Annotated in this window: 15 protein-coding genes; 8 read left to right on the forward strand and 7 right to left on the reverse strand. The window is 68.3% G+C overall.

Going from position 1 to position 14,929, the window contains the following annotated elements; translation table 11 throughout:
* Positions 1 to 6 precede the first annotated feature (6 nt).
* On the reverse strand, positions 7 to 1,962 hold the full coding sequence (locus IEX50_RS07935; RefSeq protein WP_157174835.1) for a right-handed parallel beta-helix repeat-containing protein: 1,956 nt from the start codon (positions 1,960 to 1,962) through the stop codon (positions 7 to 9).
* An 82-nt stretch (positions 1,963 to 2,044) separates the two neighbouring features.
* On the opposite strand from IEX50_RS07935, the gene IEX50_RS07940 reads away from it, so the two are divergent.
* The 7 genes from IEX50_RS07940 to IEX50_RS07970 all read left to right on the forward strand — a co-directional run bounded on the left by IEX50_RS07940 (position 2,045) and on the right by IEX50_RS07970 (position 8,804).
* On the forward strand, positions 2,045 to 3,397 hold the full coding sequence (locus IEX50_RS07940; RefSeq protein ID WP_188699442.1) for an O-antigen ligase family protein: 1,353 nt from the start codon (positions 2,045 to 2,047) through the stop codon (positions 3,395 to 3,397).
* Between the two features lie 43 nt (positions 3,398 to 3,440).
* Positions 3,441 to 4,298, forward strand: a complete 858-nt coding sequence (locus IEX50_RS07945; protein WP_157174833.1) for a glycosyltransferase family 2 protein — start codon at positions 3,441 to 3,443, stop codon at positions 4,296 to 4,298.
* A 5-nt stretch (positions 4,299 to 4,303) separates the two neighbouring features.
* Complete coding sequence (locus IEX50_RS07950; protein WP_157174832.1) at positions 4,304 to 4,912, forward strand: putative colanic acid biosynthesis acetyltransferase; 609 nt, start codon at positions 4,304 to 4,306, stop codon at positions 4,910 to 4,912.
* A gap of 8 nt (positions 4,913 to 4,920) precedes the next feature.
* A complete protein-coding gene (locus IEX50_RS07955; protein ID WP_157174831.1) occupies positions 4,921 to 5,901 on the forward strand; it encodes a glycosyltransferase family 2 protein in 981 nt (326 codons plus the stop codon).
* A complete protein-coding gene (locus IEX50_RS07960) occupies positions 5,898 to 7,082 on the forward strand; it encodes a glycosyltransferase (protein ID WP_157174830.1) in 1,185 nt (394 codons plus the stop codon). Before IEX50_RS07955 ends, IEX50_RS07960 begins: the two co-directional genes overlap by 4 nt.
* Before the next feature lie 85 nt (positions 7,083 to 7,167).
* Positions 7,168 to 7,596 carry a hypothetical protein gene (locus IEX50_RS07965; protein ID WP_157174829.1) on the forward strand — a complete coding sequence of 143 codons (429 nt, stop codon included), beginning with the start codon at positions 7,168 to 7,170 and terminating at the stop codon, positions 7,594 to 7,596.
* The gene (locus IEX50_RS07970; protein ID WP_157174828.1) at positions 7,593 to 8,804 is read left to right on the forward strand and encodes an SGNH/GDSL hydrolase family protein; all 1,212 of its coding nucleotides are present in this window, start codon (positions 7,593 to 7,595) and stop codon (positions 8,802 to 8,804) included. The genes IEX50_RS07965 and IEX50_RS07970 overlap by 4 nt, the downstream gene beginning before the upstream one ends.
* 18 nt (positions 8,805 to 8,822) lie before the next feature.
* Here IEX50_RS07970 and IEX50_RS07975 read toward each other — a convergent pair whose 3' ends face one another.
* The 6 genes from IEX50_RS07975 to IEX50_RS08000 all read right to left on the reverse strand — a co-directional run bounded on the left by IEX50_RS07975 (position 8,823) and on the right by IEX50_RS08000 (position 14,453).
* Positions 8,823 to 9,992 carry a glycosyltransferase family 4 protein gene (locus IEX50_RS07975; protein WP_157174827.1) on the reverse strand — a complete coding sequence of 390 codons (1,170 nt, stop codon included), beginning with the start codon at positions 9,990 to 9,992 and terminating at the stop codon, positions 8,823 to 8,825.
* Positions 9,989 to 10,885 (reverse strand): NAD-dependent epimerase/dehydratase family protein, encoded by an 897-nt coding sequence (locus tag IEX50_RS07980; RefSeq protein WP_221237559.1) that lies wholly within the window; start codon positions 10,883 to 10,885, stop codon positions 9,989 to 9,991. Before IEX50_RS07980 ends, IEX50_RS07975 begins: the two co-directional genes overlap by 4 nt.
* A gap of 35 nt (positions 10,886 to 10,920) precedes the next feature.
* A complete protein-coding gene (locus IEX50_RS07985) occupies positions 10,921 to 11,667 on the reverse strand; it encodes an acyltransferase (protein WP_157174825.1) in 747 nt (248 codons plus the stop codon).
* Complete coding sequence (locus tag IEX50_RS17735) at positions 11,664 to 12,275, reverse strand: acyltransferase (RefSeq protein WP_184075137.1); 612 nt, start codon at positions 12,273 to 12,275, stop codon at positions 11,664 to 11,666. The genes IEX50_RS07985 and IEX50_RS17735 overlap by 4 nt, the downstream gene beginning before the upstream one ends.
* Positions 12,265 to 13,704, reverse strand: a complete 1,440-nt coding sequence (locus IEX50_RS07995) for a lipopolysaccharide biosynthesis protein (protein ID WP_157174823.1) — start codon at positions 13,702 to 13,704, stop codon at positions 12,265 to 12,267. The genes IEX50_RS17735 and IEX50_RS07995 overlap by 11 nt, the downstream gene beginning before the upstream one ends.
* A 395-nt stretch (positions 13,705 to 14,099) precedes the next feature.
* Entirely contained in the window at positions 14,100 to 14,453 is a 354-nt protein-coding gene (locus IEX50_RS08000; RefSeq protein WP_157174822.1) for a hypothetical protein, read from the reverse strand.
* 24 nt (positions 14,454 to 14,477) lie between these two features.
* Between IEX50_RS08000 and IEX50_RS08005 the strand changes: the two genes are divergently transcribed.
* Entirely contained in the window at positions 14,478 to 14,885 is a 408-nt protein-coding gene (locus IEX50_RS08005; RefSeq protein WP_188699444.1) for an SGNH/GDSL hydrolase family protein, read from the forward strand.
* The last annotated feature ends 44 nt before the right edge of the window (positions 14,886 to 14,929 follow it).

The raw sequence follows: 14,929 nt of genomic DNA on the forward strand, positions 1-14,929 counted from the left end.
CGCGGTTCAATCCTGTCCCGACAGCGCGGCCAGCCGATCCTGCAACACCGCGACCCGTTTGCGCCGGACCTTCTCGAACCCCGCCACGCGGTCCGGTGCTGCGCAAACAGCGACATTTGCGTCCAGCCTGAGATAGTGCAGCACGGGCTGCGGCCCGGCGATAATCCGCGGGCCGGCGCATGGCGGTCCGACAGGCCCAATCACGCGGTTGCCCGCCACCACATTGCCGTCGGGCACGCCGTACTGGGCGGGAGTCAGCGCCGCCAAGGCGGGATAATGCGATCGCCACGATTCGCTGGTGGTCGGCATCGCCTGCAGCTTGCGAACGAACGTCGGCATCATCGGACGCTGCTTGTCCATCCCGCGCGCATCGAAGAACAGGCCGCCCCGCGTCTGGAACGCGAAAACATTGCCCGCCACCCGGTTGTCGCGCCCGCCGCCGATCGTCACGCCGAACTCGCCGCCGACCACCAAATTGCCAATCACCTGCGTGCCGCTGTTCTGATCGTCCAGATACACGCCGTTCAGGAACGTCGTCTTGCGCCCCGGGGTACCGAGATCGTGGATGTAGTTCCCCGTAATTCGGTTCCCGCGCTGCGACCAGTCCGCCCCCATATACACCGCGCCGGCGTCCTCGGTATCGCGCAGCACCTGCCGGATTTCGTTGTCCGCCACGACGTGGTCGTTGCCGCTCACCAGAACCCCGGCATGGTCGCCGCGCTGGATGACCGAACCGGACACGATGTTGCCCACGCCCCAGATGTCGACGCCGGGGCGGTAACTTGGGCTGAGCAGGCCGAAGTCGGACACCAGCCCGTCGACGAACGCATGATGTGCCGGCGTGAGGCTGACCCGCGCGCCGCCGCCCAGGATCACGCCGCGTTCGCCAGTCTCCGCCACGATCATCCGGCGGATCGCCACGCGTTCGCCGCCGATTACCGCGATCCCGTTCCCAGCCGCCTGCCGGACGACGCCGTCTTCGATCGCGATGTCGGTGCCGTTCGTCACGCGGACTGCGTCGCCGCCGCTGCGTTCGAACCGCAGCCCGGATATCGTGACGTGGGACGCCCGGTCGAGCCGCAACAATTGCCCCGCCACGGTCGCCTCGAACCGCTTCGCGCCGGCGTTCGGCAGTACGAACGCGATCCGCCGGGCCGGCACGAACGCGACATGGCCGGGCGTGAGCGCGGAGACGGCGTTCTCGATCCGATACTTCACCGTCGGGCGCACCGGCTGCTTGGCGTCCAGCGGCATCAGACGCAGCGCAGCGCCGGACAAGCTTGCCACCGGGACGCGCTCATACTCCCAATCCGCCCCCCACTGGCCCGCTGCCCACAATGCCGGTTCGGCGCGCCATATCGCGGCCATTGCAGGCGGTACGGACACCGTTGGCCCATCGCGGTTGGTGCCGATCGCAGGAGCGGTGGTGAAGCCTTTGACGGGCCACCGGCTGGGCATCAGCCATGCCCCCCCCTGGAACAGCTGGATGCTCGATGCCGGCGGCGTGCCCGGACCACGGCGGTCCAGTTGCGCGACCTCCGGCAACCCCTTCAGATCGAGCAGGAGCGTTCCGGGCGGTAGCGTGATGCCCGCCATGTCGGCGGCACGGGCGGGGCGCGCGGAAATCGCCACGGCGCCCGAAATATAGGACGTCCCATCGCGGTTGCCGCGCAGGATCAGCCGCGAACCGTCCGTTCCACCATGCGCCGCATCGATCGTCACCGGCGCGCGCAACCGCGTCGGGCCGGGCGGCAGCACGATCTCGATCGGCTCGTTCGGCTTCAGCCCGCGCCGCACCGATGGCACCGCTGCAACCGCGCTTTCCAAGGTCGGATAGCCCGGCCCGCCGACGTTCAGGACCCGGGCGAAGGCGGCGCTGATCGGCAAAGCCGTCGCGATGGACGCTACGGCCAGGCCCGGCAGGGCGACCCGGCGCAGGGTCGAAAAGGATACGGACTGCATTGACGCTCCCGTGGCTTCGGTCCAGAAGATAGGCCCGTTGAGGGCGAGCTTTCAACCCGGCGACCCGCTGGCCCAACCCGGAGTGTCGATCCTGGCTGCAACCCATGATGTCGCCCCGACGATCCCTGCGGACGACGCGGCCTATGCCCGTCCGCGCCGGGCGCCATGGGCTGGGGATGCGATCCTCGTCGCTTTGTTTGCGTTCATTCAGCTTGGCTATTCCTACTGGCTGTCCGTCGCGGGGTTGACGACCGTCTTGGTCATGATCCGGCTGCGGCGCCAGTTGTTCGCCGGGTTGCGGACACGTTTCTGGGCCCTGCTGCTGCCCTTGCCGATGCTGCTGTCTGTCCTGTCGGAAACCGGCACCGATCAGACCCAGGATTTGCTCCGCGTCCTGCGGGAAGCGTTGATGGCGATCCTGATGATTCTCGTGCTGGCCGGCGCCACGCTGCGGCCGATCCGCATCAACCGCAAACGGTTCGTGCAGGTCATGACCGTATTGGCCGGTGGGCTATTCCTGCTCACGATCCTCCAGGTCTATGCGCTGCGGTCGCGGTCCTATCTCGGCTTCCCGCGCGAAATGTTCGCGTTCGGCCAGGGCACGATCCCCGGTGAACTCGACCTCTATTATTCCAACATCCGCGCCGCCGGCACTTTCTCCGAACCCAGCTATTTTGCGTTCATCCTGCTGTCGATCATGATGATCGCGGCGGCGCGGTTCGATTATGACCGCAAGGGCGTCCTGCTGGCGGCGATGGTGCTGGTCACCGGCATCCTGTCGCAGGCGGCCAGTTTCGTGCTGTTCGCCGCGCTGATCGGCGTCGTCTTCCTCGTCCGGACGCTGCGCGGCGGGGCCAGGGTCGCCGCACTGGTGATCATCCCGGTCGCCGCCACGTTCCTGCTGATCCTGGGCAGCGGCAGCGGCACGCTCGGCCGCGTCCAGGCGGGAACCAGCGCCACGGGCGACTCGTCGATCTTCGCCCGCATCGTCGGCCCGCTGCTGATTTTGCCCGATTATCTGATGGAACATCCGTTCGGCGCGCCGATCTCGACGCTGCCCGACGTGCTGCAACCTTACGCCGCTCCGACCGGGGTCGAGCCCGAACAATATCTGATGAACGGCATGTTCAACCTGTTTTTCGAATATGGGTTCTTCGGCCTGGTTCTGCTGATCGTGCTGCTTTGGCGGCGGGACGTTGTCATCAATCTGTACATCGCCTGCTGCATGCTCTTCAACGGGGCCTTCTTGGCAATCGATAAGCTCGCTGTTATCTGCCTCGTCGTTGCGGCCTCGGTGGCCATCCGGAAACCGGATGTCCGAATGCTGCGTGATCGGCGGGCGGAGCCAGGGGTGGCATCCGAACCGCCGCCGACCGTGGGGGGCGGAACCGGTCGTCTGGCGGGTGGGGCACGACCGGTCCAGATCGGTCGGTAAGGACGGAACGAGCGATCAGGTCCGACGGCGGAGGGATACGCATATGGACATGCAGCAAACGGGTCAGGCGAGGGTCAGCGAGGTCGCGGTGCTCGCGACCTGTTTTAACCGACGCGACACCACCGTGCGCGGCTTGCAGGCGCTTCGCGGCGCAGCTGCGGGCATCGACTATCATGTCTATCTGGTGGACGACGGGTCGACCGACGGCACCGGCGACGCCGTCCGGCGCGACTTTCCGGAAGCGACCGTGATCCAGGGCGACGGCTCGCTCTACTGGAACGGCGGCATGCTGAAGGCGTGGCGCACCGCGGTGCAGACCGGCGCGCGCTACTACATGCTGTTCAACGACGATCTCGAACTCGAACCCGAAAGCATCACGCGGCTCTTCCGCTTCCAGAAGTCGATGGAGGCCGCCCACGGGCCGAAAGTCATCAGCATCGGCAAAGTGCTGGACGCCGAAACGGATAAGATCACCTATGGCGGCTACCGCGTCGCGCCCGGCCTGTCGCGGCTGCGCTTCCTACGCGCGCCCGACGATGGCGCGCCGTGCGACACGATGAACGGCAACTGCGTGCTGGTGCCGGCGATCGCGGTGGACGATGTCGGCCTGCTGTCAGATCGCTACCGCCATCATACCGGCGACATCGACTACGGCCTGCGCGCGCGGGATGCGGGCTACAAGCTGTTCCAGTCGCGCGAACCGGTGGGCCGGACGCCTTATAACCACGCCGCCCATGCCAAGCTGGCCCGGCTGACGTGGCAGAACCGCAAGTTCATGTTGCGTGATCCGAAGGGGCTGCCGGTCGGCGAATGGCTGCACTTCTGCCGCCGGCATGGCGGGCCGCTGTGGCCGCTGAACTTCGCGTCGCGCTACCTCAAGATCGCGCTTCCGGCGCGCTGACGGACATGGCCGCTCTGCCCCCTCTCGACGCTGCGCAGTCGCGTGCCTGGGAAGGCGGCGCGAGCTTCTCGCGCGCCAACCGGCTTTACCGCCTCGCGTTCGGCATCACTTGGGCGCTGCTCGCCGCCTGGACGCCGCCGCCGCTGCGGGGCTGGCGGCGCTGGCTGCTGCGCCGCTTCGGCGCCACGCTCGCGCCGACCGCCAACGTGTATGGCAGCGCGCGGATCTGGTCGCCGGCGAACCTGATCATGGATGATTATGCCGCGATCGGCCCCCGCGCGACGATCTACGCGATGGCGCCGATCCGGATCGGCCCCTACGCCATCGTGTCGCAGGGAGCGCATCTCTGCGCGGGCACGCACGATATCGAAGACGCTGATTTCCAGCTGCGGTCCCGCCCGATCCACATCGGCGCCCGCGCCTGGATCGCGGCGGAGGCGTTCGTCGGCCCCGGCGTCACCGTCGGCGACGGCGCCGTGCTGGGCGCGCGCGGCTGCGCGATGCGGAACCTCGATCCGTGGACGGTCTACAGCGGCAACCCCGCCGCCCCGATCCGCGCCCGCCGGCTGCGCTTCGACGATGGCGGTCCCGCGTCCCCACCGAATCCGGAGTGAACGTCCCGATGGAACCGACCCTCACCCCGGTGGCGCCCAACCCGGTCGCCGACCGTGACCGTGCCACGCCCGACCTCACCGTCGTCATCCTGACCTTTAACGAAGCGCATCATATCGAACGGTCGATCGCCAGCGTCGCGACGATCGCGCGCGACGTGCTGGTGATCGACAGTTTCTCGACCGACGACACGGTCGAACGCGCCCGCCGCGCCGGGGCGCGCGTGCTCCAGAACCGCTTCGTCAACCAGGCGCGGCAGTTCCAGTGGGGCCTCGAACATGGCGATATCGCCTCCGCTTGGATCATGCGGCTCGACGCGGACGAGGTCATCGAACCGGATCTGGCCGCCGAACTGGCGCGCCGCCTTCCGGACATGCCGGCCGACGTCGCGGGGATGAATTTCGATCGCAAGCACATCTTCATGGGCCGCTGGATCCGCCATGGCGGGCGCTATCCGCTGCGCCTGCTCCGCGTCTTCCGGACCAACCAGGGCCGGGTCGAGGACCGCTGGATGGACGAACATGTCGTCGTGTGGGGCGGCAAGACGGTGACGCTGAAGGGCGGTTTTGCCGACATCAACCTGAACGACCTGACCTTCTTCACCGACAAGCACAACAAATATGCGACGCGTGAGGCGATCGAGCAGCTGAGCCAGCGCTACGGCCTGTTCGCGCGCGACGATGCGCATGCGGCGGACGCGGTCGCGGGCCAGGCGGGCACCAAGCGCTGGCTGAAGGAGGCGCTCTACAACAAGCTGCCCTTCTGGGTCGGCCCGACCGGCTATTTCCTCTACCGTTACATCGGACAGCTCGGCTTCCTCGATGGGCGGCCGGGGCTGATCTACCATTTCCTGCAAGGCTTCTGGTATCGCTTCCTGGTCGGCGCGAAGGTCGTCGAGCTTGAGGAGGCGATGCGCGACTGCACCACGAACGCCGCACGGATCGCCCGGTTAAAATCGCTGACCGGCCTCTCGCTCGGAGCACCGTCATGACCCGCATCCTCCGCATCATCACCAGCGCCGACCTCCACGGCGGCGGCCCGATCGAAGGCGCGCGGCGCTTTGCCGAGGTGTGGGCGCGCGACGGCCACCGCCAGGACCTGCTGACGCTCGACGCGCCGGGGGAACGCTTCCTGACCGACTATCCCGGCGAGATATTCTCCGTAGGCCCGCCGCGCGGCCGCTCGCTGCTGAACCGCTATCGCTACGCGCCGGACATGGTCCCCTGGCTGAAGGCGAATGTCGGAAGCTATGACGCGGTGATCGTCTCCGGCCTGTGGCGCTACATGGCGCGCGGCGCGATGAAGGCGCTCGCCGGCGGACCGGTGCCCTATTTCGTGTTCACCCACGGCATGCTGGACCCGTGGTTCAAGCAGAGCGCCCCCGCCAAGAATTGGGGCAAGCAACTGTCCTGGTGGTGGGCCGAGGGACCGCTGACTCGCCACGCCGCCAACGTCCTGTTCACGACCGAGGAGGAGATGATCCTCGCGGACAAGGCGTTCTGGCCCTACCGCCTGAACGGTGCCGTCGTCGGTTACGGCACGGCCGACGTGTCCGGCGATCCCGCGGCGCAGATCGCCGCCTTCCGCGCTGCGTTGCCCGCACTCGGCGACCGGCGCTTCCTGCTGTTCCTCAGCCGCATCCACCCGAAAAAGGGCTGCGACCTGCTGGTCGAGGCGTTCGCTGACGTAGCGGCCAAGGATCCGACGCTCGACCTGGTCATCGCCGGACCAGACCAGGTCGGCCTCGTCGCCGGGTTCCAGGCGCGGGCCGACGCGCTGGGCATCGGCACACGCATCCATTTCCCCGGCATGCTGAAGGGCGATATCAAGACCGGCGCGTTCCGCGCGGCCGATGCCTTCGTCCTGCCGTCGCATCAGGAGAATTTCGGCATCGTGGTCGCCGAGGCGATGGCCTGCGGCACGCCCGTGCTGATCAGCGACAAGGTGAACATCTGGCGGGAGGTCGTGGCGGACGGCGCCGGACTGGTCGAACCCGATACGCTGGACGGTACCCGCGCGTTCCTGTCGCGCTTCGTCGCACTTTCGCCGGCCGAACGCGCCGCGATGGGGACCACGGCCCGCACCAGCTTCCTCAGCCGCTTCCACGTCGAACAGGCGGCGCGCGGCCTGATGGCGTTCATCGAGAAACGCAAGGCCGAGCTGCGCTCCTGAACCGATACGGTTAAATGATTGCAATGTAGGGAACCGCGTGGGACCTCTTCTCGTCTGGAACAAATCAAGAACGAGGGAGAATATTGTGGCTGGTATCATTCAGGAACCGGCGGGTTTCGTCCCGCTGTTCGGTCTTGCGTTCGGGGGTGTCGGTGCGCCGGCCGTCCCGGTGAACGGTGAACATCCGCTGCCCGTCGTCGCGGTGCGCGATGCGATCGCCGCGGCCCCGCTGGTGGGCACGACCAACGTCTCGGCCGTGGTTGGCCCGTTCGTGCCCGATCTCGCCTGGCCCATCTCGGCCCAGCTGTCCGGCAGCTGGACCGGCACGGTGCAGGTCCTGCGCTCGACCGACGGCGGCACGACGCGCCTGCCGCTCACCGTCGCGGGTCAGAGCTGGGCGACCTTCACCGCCAACGCACAGGAAGCGATCGGCGAGGAAAGCAGCACGGGCGCCGGCTACTGGCTCGCGGTCACGCTCAACGGCGGCACGCTGACCTATCAGGTGTCGCAGTGAGCCTCGATACCGTCGCGCGCGGTCTTGCCGTCCGCGCCCGCACCGATGCCGCCACGCGCACGCGCGTGCTGATGGCGGCGGGACAGTCCGGCCCGATCTACGGCCCGGCCGGTGCCGCGTTCGTCACGGTGCAGAGCGTCACGCTGCCGCCCGACACGATCGTCGGCGGCGCCACGTTGCGGCTCCGGCTGCTGATCGCGAAGTACGCGCCGTTCGGCGGCGGCCATAACTGGCGCCTGCGGATCGGCAATCTGGTGGTGGCGCAGAACGACATCGGCGCATCGCTCGCCACCGTCGAAACCGAGCAGCTGATCCGCATCGCGAACGATCGCAAGTCCGCGTTCGTCTACAATGCCAACACGCTCGATAACTCGTCGCTGTCCGCCGGCACCTTCGCCTCGACCGGTGCGAAGGCGGGCTCGACCGCCAGTCTCGGCGTGCACCAGCCGGCCAACTACATCAACTTCGTCACCAACTCGGCCCCGCCGACGGTCGAAGCGGTGCTGGTCGACTTCACGCAGCCCGTCACCCTGTCGCTGGACGTGCGGGCGGTGAACGGCGACACGATGGAGATCCTGGGCTCCTCGCTGGAGATGCTGGCGACCGGCACCGTCCCGCTCAACGTCGCCAACCCGCGTGCGACCGCGATCTGGGGCGACAGCCTGACCGAAGGCACGGGGCAGGTGCCGGTCAGCGGCGTGCCGATGGACGTCACCGCGCAGCTACGTCGTCAGCGGCCCGGCTGGCCGGTGGCGGCCAAGGGGCTGGGTGGTCGGAAGTCGGCCGCGATCGTCGATCGGCTGATCGCCGACCAGGTCGCGGGGCGGCAGTGGAACGCCGTCCTGTGGATCGGCGCGAACGACTTCGACGACAATGTCGGCAACGGTCCGGGCTGGCTCGCCACGATCCGGGCGCAGGTCGATCGTGCGCTCGCCTATTGGACCAACCCGAACACGCTCGTCTGCAACATGTACCCGCGCGCGGGCTGGGCGGTCGGCGACGTCAACTATGTCGCCATGCAGCAGGTGAACGCCGGGCTGGCGGCCGCCTATGGCGGGCGGGTCGTCGATCTGTTCACGGCGCTCGCGACCGAGAATGGGAAGCTGCCGTCGGCCAGCATGGTCGACGCCATCCACCTGAGCAATGCCGGCTACACCGCCGTCATGCAGGCGATCCATGCCAGGATGACCGCGCTCAACTGGGCGTGACCGACCGGCCCGCGCGCATCACGCGTCGCGGGCCACCGCCTCCAGCACGATCCGCTGGTAGGTTTCGCCAAAGGCGCGGCGGCGTGCGGGCAGCGCCGCCGTTGCCGCGGCCATCGCCACCTCGTCCGCCGCGCGCGACCAGCCGGCCAGCACCGACCGCATCGCCGTCGCCATCGCGGCGGGGTCGTCCGTCGGCACATACACGCCGCGTTCGGGCGCCTGTTCGCGGTGCACCGGAATGTCGGACAGGATGATCGCCTTGCCCATCGACTTGGCTTCCTCGACCGTCGTGCTCCACCCTTCGAAATGCGACGGGTTGATCAGCGCCACGGCCTCGCGCGACAGCACCGACAGGTGGTCGTACGGCACCAGCCCCAGCACCCGGAAATTGTCGCCCACGCCCAGCGCGGCGGCATGCGCCATCAGTTCGGTGAAGTAGGTCGGGTTGCGACGGTCCTCCGCCTTCCCCGTGCTCACCACCAGCGGCGCATCGCCGTCCTTGGCCAGCAGCGCCAGCGCATCGATCACCAGCCCGTGATTCTTGTGCTTCCAGAATTGGTTGGGGAGGTAGAAGAACGGCCGGTCCAGCCCGTATGTTTCGGCCAGGAACGGCGCCCCGCGCGCATCGTCGGCGCGCACCATGCCCGCCGTGAAATGCAGGATCCGGCTCTTGCCCAGCACCTCCGGCGCGAACTTGGTTAGGTCGCGCTTCGCATCCTCGCTCGACAGCAGGATCAGGTCCGCCTCCGCCGCGATCCGCGCATAACCGCGGTCACGCGCCTCCACCTCGGCCGGCTGGAAGAATTCCGGCATCCGCACATGCTGGAAATCGGGCAGCCACGCGATCGACGGCACCGTCGCCTTCGCGCCCAGGATGCCCGAATGCGACAGCACGCTGATCCGGTTGCGCCGCAGGAACCGCTCCAGCGGCAGGTTGCGGCCGAGCAGCACCGCGGACGCCTTGCGCAACACGCGCGGCCCGCGGCCCTGCCCGACCAGCGGCGTGCGCAGCACGGTGATCGCCTCGAACCCCAGCAGGTCCGCATCGGGCGTTTCGGGCGTGGTGATCAGCACCGGCTCGATCTGCCGGTCCGGCAACGCCATGACCGTCGTGATCAGGTTGCGCAGGTAGATCAGCCCGCCCGTCCAGCTTGCGCTGTTGGCGAGCACGAAGCCGACGCGGATCATGCCGCCTGCTCCCGGTACCAGGCGGCATAGGCATCCAGCCCGTCGTCCAGCGCGCGCATCGGCCGCCAGCCGAGCGCCAGCGATCCGTCAACATCCGCCAGGAAATGGCGCGGATCGCCCGGCCGGATCGTGCCGGTGAACGACACCGGTCCACCGCCCAGCCGGTCCGCCAGCCGATCGACCACCGCGCGCACCGTCACCGCCTCGCCGATCCCGCCGTTCACCACCGGGCATTCGGTCGACGCCGCCTGCGCCGCAGCGGCCAGCAACGTCGCGGCATCCTCGACATGCAACCAGTCGCGCGTTTCCTCGCCGTCGCCGCCGAACCCGGCCGGCCCCGCGGCGATCTTGCGACACGCATCCCACAGCAACTGCTTGCGCAGCCCGGGACCATAGACGCTGAACAACCGCACGATCGCGACCCGCACGCCGAAATGCGTCGCGTAGGACCGCGCCAGATCCTCCGCCATCTTCTTGTGGACACCGTAGGGCGACAGCGGGCGCAACGGCGCATCGACCGCGATCGGCAACGTCTCGGCCAGCCCATACACCGCCGCACTCGACGGCAGCACCACGCGCGCGTCCGGCCTGTGCATCCGCACGAAGTCCAGCACCGCCAGCGTCGCGTCCACCGTCCGGCGGAAATCCTCGCGCGGCCGTTCCAGCGAATAGGCGACCGATCCGGACCCGGCGCAATGCGCGATCAGGTCGGGCGTACCGCCATGCTCGGCTAGCGTTTCGCCATCGACGTCCGCCGAATGCCAGGATGCGATGCCCCAGCTCACCGGATCCTCACCCACCCAGTTGCCGTGGCCCAGCCCGGTGACATGATAGCCATCCGCCGCCAGCCGCCGCGCGACATGCCGCCCGACAAAGCCGTACGCCCCGGTCACGAGCGCCCGCCCCCGGGAAAATGGTCGTGGATCGTTCATGCCAGATCGCCCTGTGATTTGCCGGCCGCCCGAACCGGGACCGAGATATTCGGGTACGCCCGCTCCAGCGTCGCCAGGTAACTTGCCGCATCGGGCAACGCCGCCGCCATCGCGTCGGTGAAGTCCGCCGCCGCGACCCAGTCCTGCCCGATCGGATCGTAGCGCCGCAGGACGCGCGCAGGATTGCCGATCGCGATGCTGAACGGCGGGATGTCGGACCGCACGAAGCTGCCGGCCCCGATGACCGACCCATGGCCCACGGTCACCGATCCCAGGATCGTCACGCCGACGCCGATCCAGCAGTTCGTCCCGATGATCATGCGACCCTCGGACCCGGTCCCGGTGCTGATGTACGGCTTGAACGGATCGGAGAAGATGTGTCCGCTGCCCAGGAACTTGCAGTCGATCCCGACCAGGCCATAGTCCCCGATCTCGATCAGCTCCGCCGGGCTGAAGAACGACCGCGCGCCGACGAAGGTCGAATGGCCGATCGAGATCTGCACGATCGGCCGATTGCGGTGGTTGACGTTCAGGATGGCCCCATCGCCGATCACCGAGTTCCGCCCCACCCGCACGGATCGCCAGCCCAGCACATGCGCGTTCGTTGGGACGTAGCTGCCCTTCGCCATGTTCCGACGCCGTGCCAGCTGGCGCTGCGGATAGTCGATCGCCGCGCGCAGGTTCCGCAGCAGGATCTTCGGCACGGCCTTTTTGGCGAACGCCTTCAACGTCTGGTTGCTCATGGTTCGGACTTTCCGATCTCGCGTGCCGGGCTGCCCACGACGATGGTCCAGTCGGGAACATCCTCCGTGACAAGCGAGCAGGCACCGACGATCGCACCCCGCCCGATCGTTACGCCCTTTAGGATCGTCGCGTTGAATCCGATCCAGGCATCGTCGCCGATCGTGACCGGGGCAGACGCGACCCCCTTGAGATTGCTGAGGTCCGCCCCCTCGATCATGCCTCTGTAATGTTCGTGCCGCGCCTGTGCGGAAATCGGGTGGGAGATGTTGTCGTGGATGTTCACGCCATGCGAGATCATGACCCGATCGCCGATCACGATGCGCTCCGACGACCAGATGTAGCTCCGCTCGCCCAGGTAGCAATATTCGCCAATCTCGACCCGGCCGCCATGTTCCAACGTCTGGATCGTCGACAGGACATGCGTCCCCCGCCCGATCCGGATATCGCTCCGATCGCGGTGGTTGTTGATGCGACAATCATCATGCAGGACCGCGAGGGCATGGGCGTCGCACCGCGCCCGCTTCTGCCGCACGCGCAGGGCACGCAGCGCCTTTCGCGGGATGGCGGCGGGCAGGCGTGCGAGTCTGCCGATGAGCTTAGCTGCCATGGTGGGATGCCTTGTCGTTCGACGTCCGCAGTCCCCGCAGGATGCGCGGCGTGATGAACGCATAGGGCACGATCGTGAACAGCGTGAAGGCGGTCAGCGTCGCCCAGACCGAACCCGCCACACCGATCTTGCGGACCAGGAACAGCTCCAGCGCGATCGAGGCCGCGGCAGTCACGCTGGCGAACACCACCTGCGGCTTGATGACGTGCGCACCGTTCAGGAACATGCCCAGCGCCAGTCCGCCAGCCTCCGCGATCTTCCAGAGGCCCAGCCCCAGCAGCAGCGCGAACGGCGGCCGGACCGCGCCGGCGACCCAGTAGTGGATGATCCACGGGCTGATGAAGACCAGCGGAATGGACAGGGTGGCGGCATAGCCCAGCGCGACCTTGATCGATCGCAACAGCGTCAGCCGTGCCCATTCGCTGTCGCCACGCTCGATCGACTCGCGATACGCCGGCCACAAAGGCGCCAGCGCCATCGATGCCGTCATCGTGACGAGGCTGAACAGCCGTTCCGGGACCGCGAAGGTCGCCACGCTGCTCGCGCCCAGGATCTGCGCGATGATGATGTTGTGCGAGTTATAGGTGACGGCGGCGGCCACCTGCAGCACCAGGAACAGCATCCCGCCGCGCAGCACCAGCCGGCCCGTCTCCCAACTCGCCGCACTGATCGCGGGGCGCGCGTCGCGGCGGGCACCGCTAAAGTAGACGAGCGTATTGAGCACGTTGGCGACGATCGGCCCGCCCAGGAATGCCGCGACCAGCCACGGCAGGCTCGCCTCGTAATGCACCGCCAGCAGCACGCTCGCCAGCGCCAGCACGCTGCCGCCGCACAGCCACATGCTGGCGACGAACCCGTTCTGCAGCCCCATCTGCACGCGCTGGATGATCCCGGTCGGGATAGCGAGCGCGAAGCCCGCGACGAACACCGCGATCGCCGGCCCCGCCTCCGACCGCCCCAGCGGCGACGCCACGTTGAACAGCTTGAACCATTCGACATGGGGGTATGCGATCGCGAACCCCGTCATCACGACGATCGCGACCAGCGTCAGCATCATCAGCCCGCTCGACACGATCCGCCGGACCGCGCCCATGTCGTTGCGGCCATAAGCGGTGGCGACCATGTTCAGGATGCCGTTGCCCATACCGAGGTCGGCGAACGAGAGCATCGCGACCAGCGAACTCATGATCATCCACATGCCGTAGCGTTCGGTGCCGAGATAATGGAGCGTGATCGGCACGGTAATCAGCGCGGTGCCGACCGACACGATCTTGGCCGCCATCGACATCATCGCGGACATCATCACCCGCCGCCGCCGTTCGCGCGCGCGCCCTTCCGGCGACTCCAGATCGCCCGTCGGCCCACGCAGATCGTTCAGCAGCGCCAGCGGCACGCTGCCGATCCGCCGCAATGTCGCGGCGGCCGTCATCGCGATACGGCGCCGGCGCGGCTGGCCCGCAGGGTCGGCGAAGGCGTCGTTCGATCCATGCGGATACCCCTTGTTCAGGCGATGGCGTCTGCCCCCCCGGGCGGCGACAGCAGCTATTGACGCGATGCAGCGTGCGCGGGATATCCGGGATCGCTCGGCTGCTGCAAGCAGAAGTTGGGCTGCGGTCGGCCACCGGAATGGGGAACGGGACGGTTGGCCGACGCAACAGGCACGCAGGATCGCGCGCGACGCCGCATGCCCCGCGGCATCGGTCGCGGGCCGATGCGGGTCTGCCTGCTGTTCGCGGCGGCATGGGCCGCAACCGTATCGACCGGGGCGTCCGCCGCCCCCCCACCGCGTTTCATGGCACTCGGCGACAGCCTGACCGCCGGCGGCTATCCCGACATCGTCGCCGCCCGGTTCGGCGCGACGATGGTCAATGCCGGCCTCGGCGGGCAATCGACGTTGCAGGTCGCCGCGCGATACGGCGCCGCCCCCGTCACGGTCGTCGTGGCCGGCGGGCGGCTGATGCCGGGCGCCAACGCGCTCACCACGATCGCGCCGGAACTGCGGCGCAGCTCGAACAAGGACGCGCGCACGATGCCGGCGCGCATCGCGGGCGTTTCGGGCACGCTGCTCCGCGCGGTCGATGCCGCCGGGGCCGACCGGACCAGCTTCGTCCCCGATCCGGGCCAGAAACTGCCGCGCCCCGTCCCGAACGGCACGCGGATCACGGTGGGGGCGGACACCACGCGTTACGACCTGCTGCTGCTGTGCGTCGGGCGGAACGGCGGCACCGCCGATCCGCCCGGTTCATGGCGCTGGTCGATGCGATCATCGCGCTGGCCCGGTCGCGTGCGGACCACATCGTCCTGCTCGGCATCCCGAACGCGGCCGACCCCGGGGAGGCGCGCGGCACGCCCGGCTATGACCGGATCGTGGCGCTCAACCGCCGGCTCGCCGAACGCTACCCCGATCTCTTCCTGGATATCCGCGCGGCCTACAACCGCGCTGGCGATCCGCGCCGTGCCGACGACCGGGCGGACATGGCGCGCGACACGCCGCCCCGCTCGCTGCGCGCGGACCTGATCCACTACAACCCGGCCGGCGCCCGCATCTGGGCCGATGCCGTCACCGAGCATATTCGCCGCAAGGGCTGGTTCCAGGGGGGGAAACCATGACGAACGCCGACACTCGCGTGACGAGGGGGGGGCTTCCGCGCCGA

Source organism: Sphingomonas prati, assembly GCF_014643515.1.
GTDB lineage: Bacteria > Pseudomonadota > Alphaproteobacteria > Sphingomonadales > Sphingomonadaceae > Sphingomonas_R > Sphingomonas_R prati.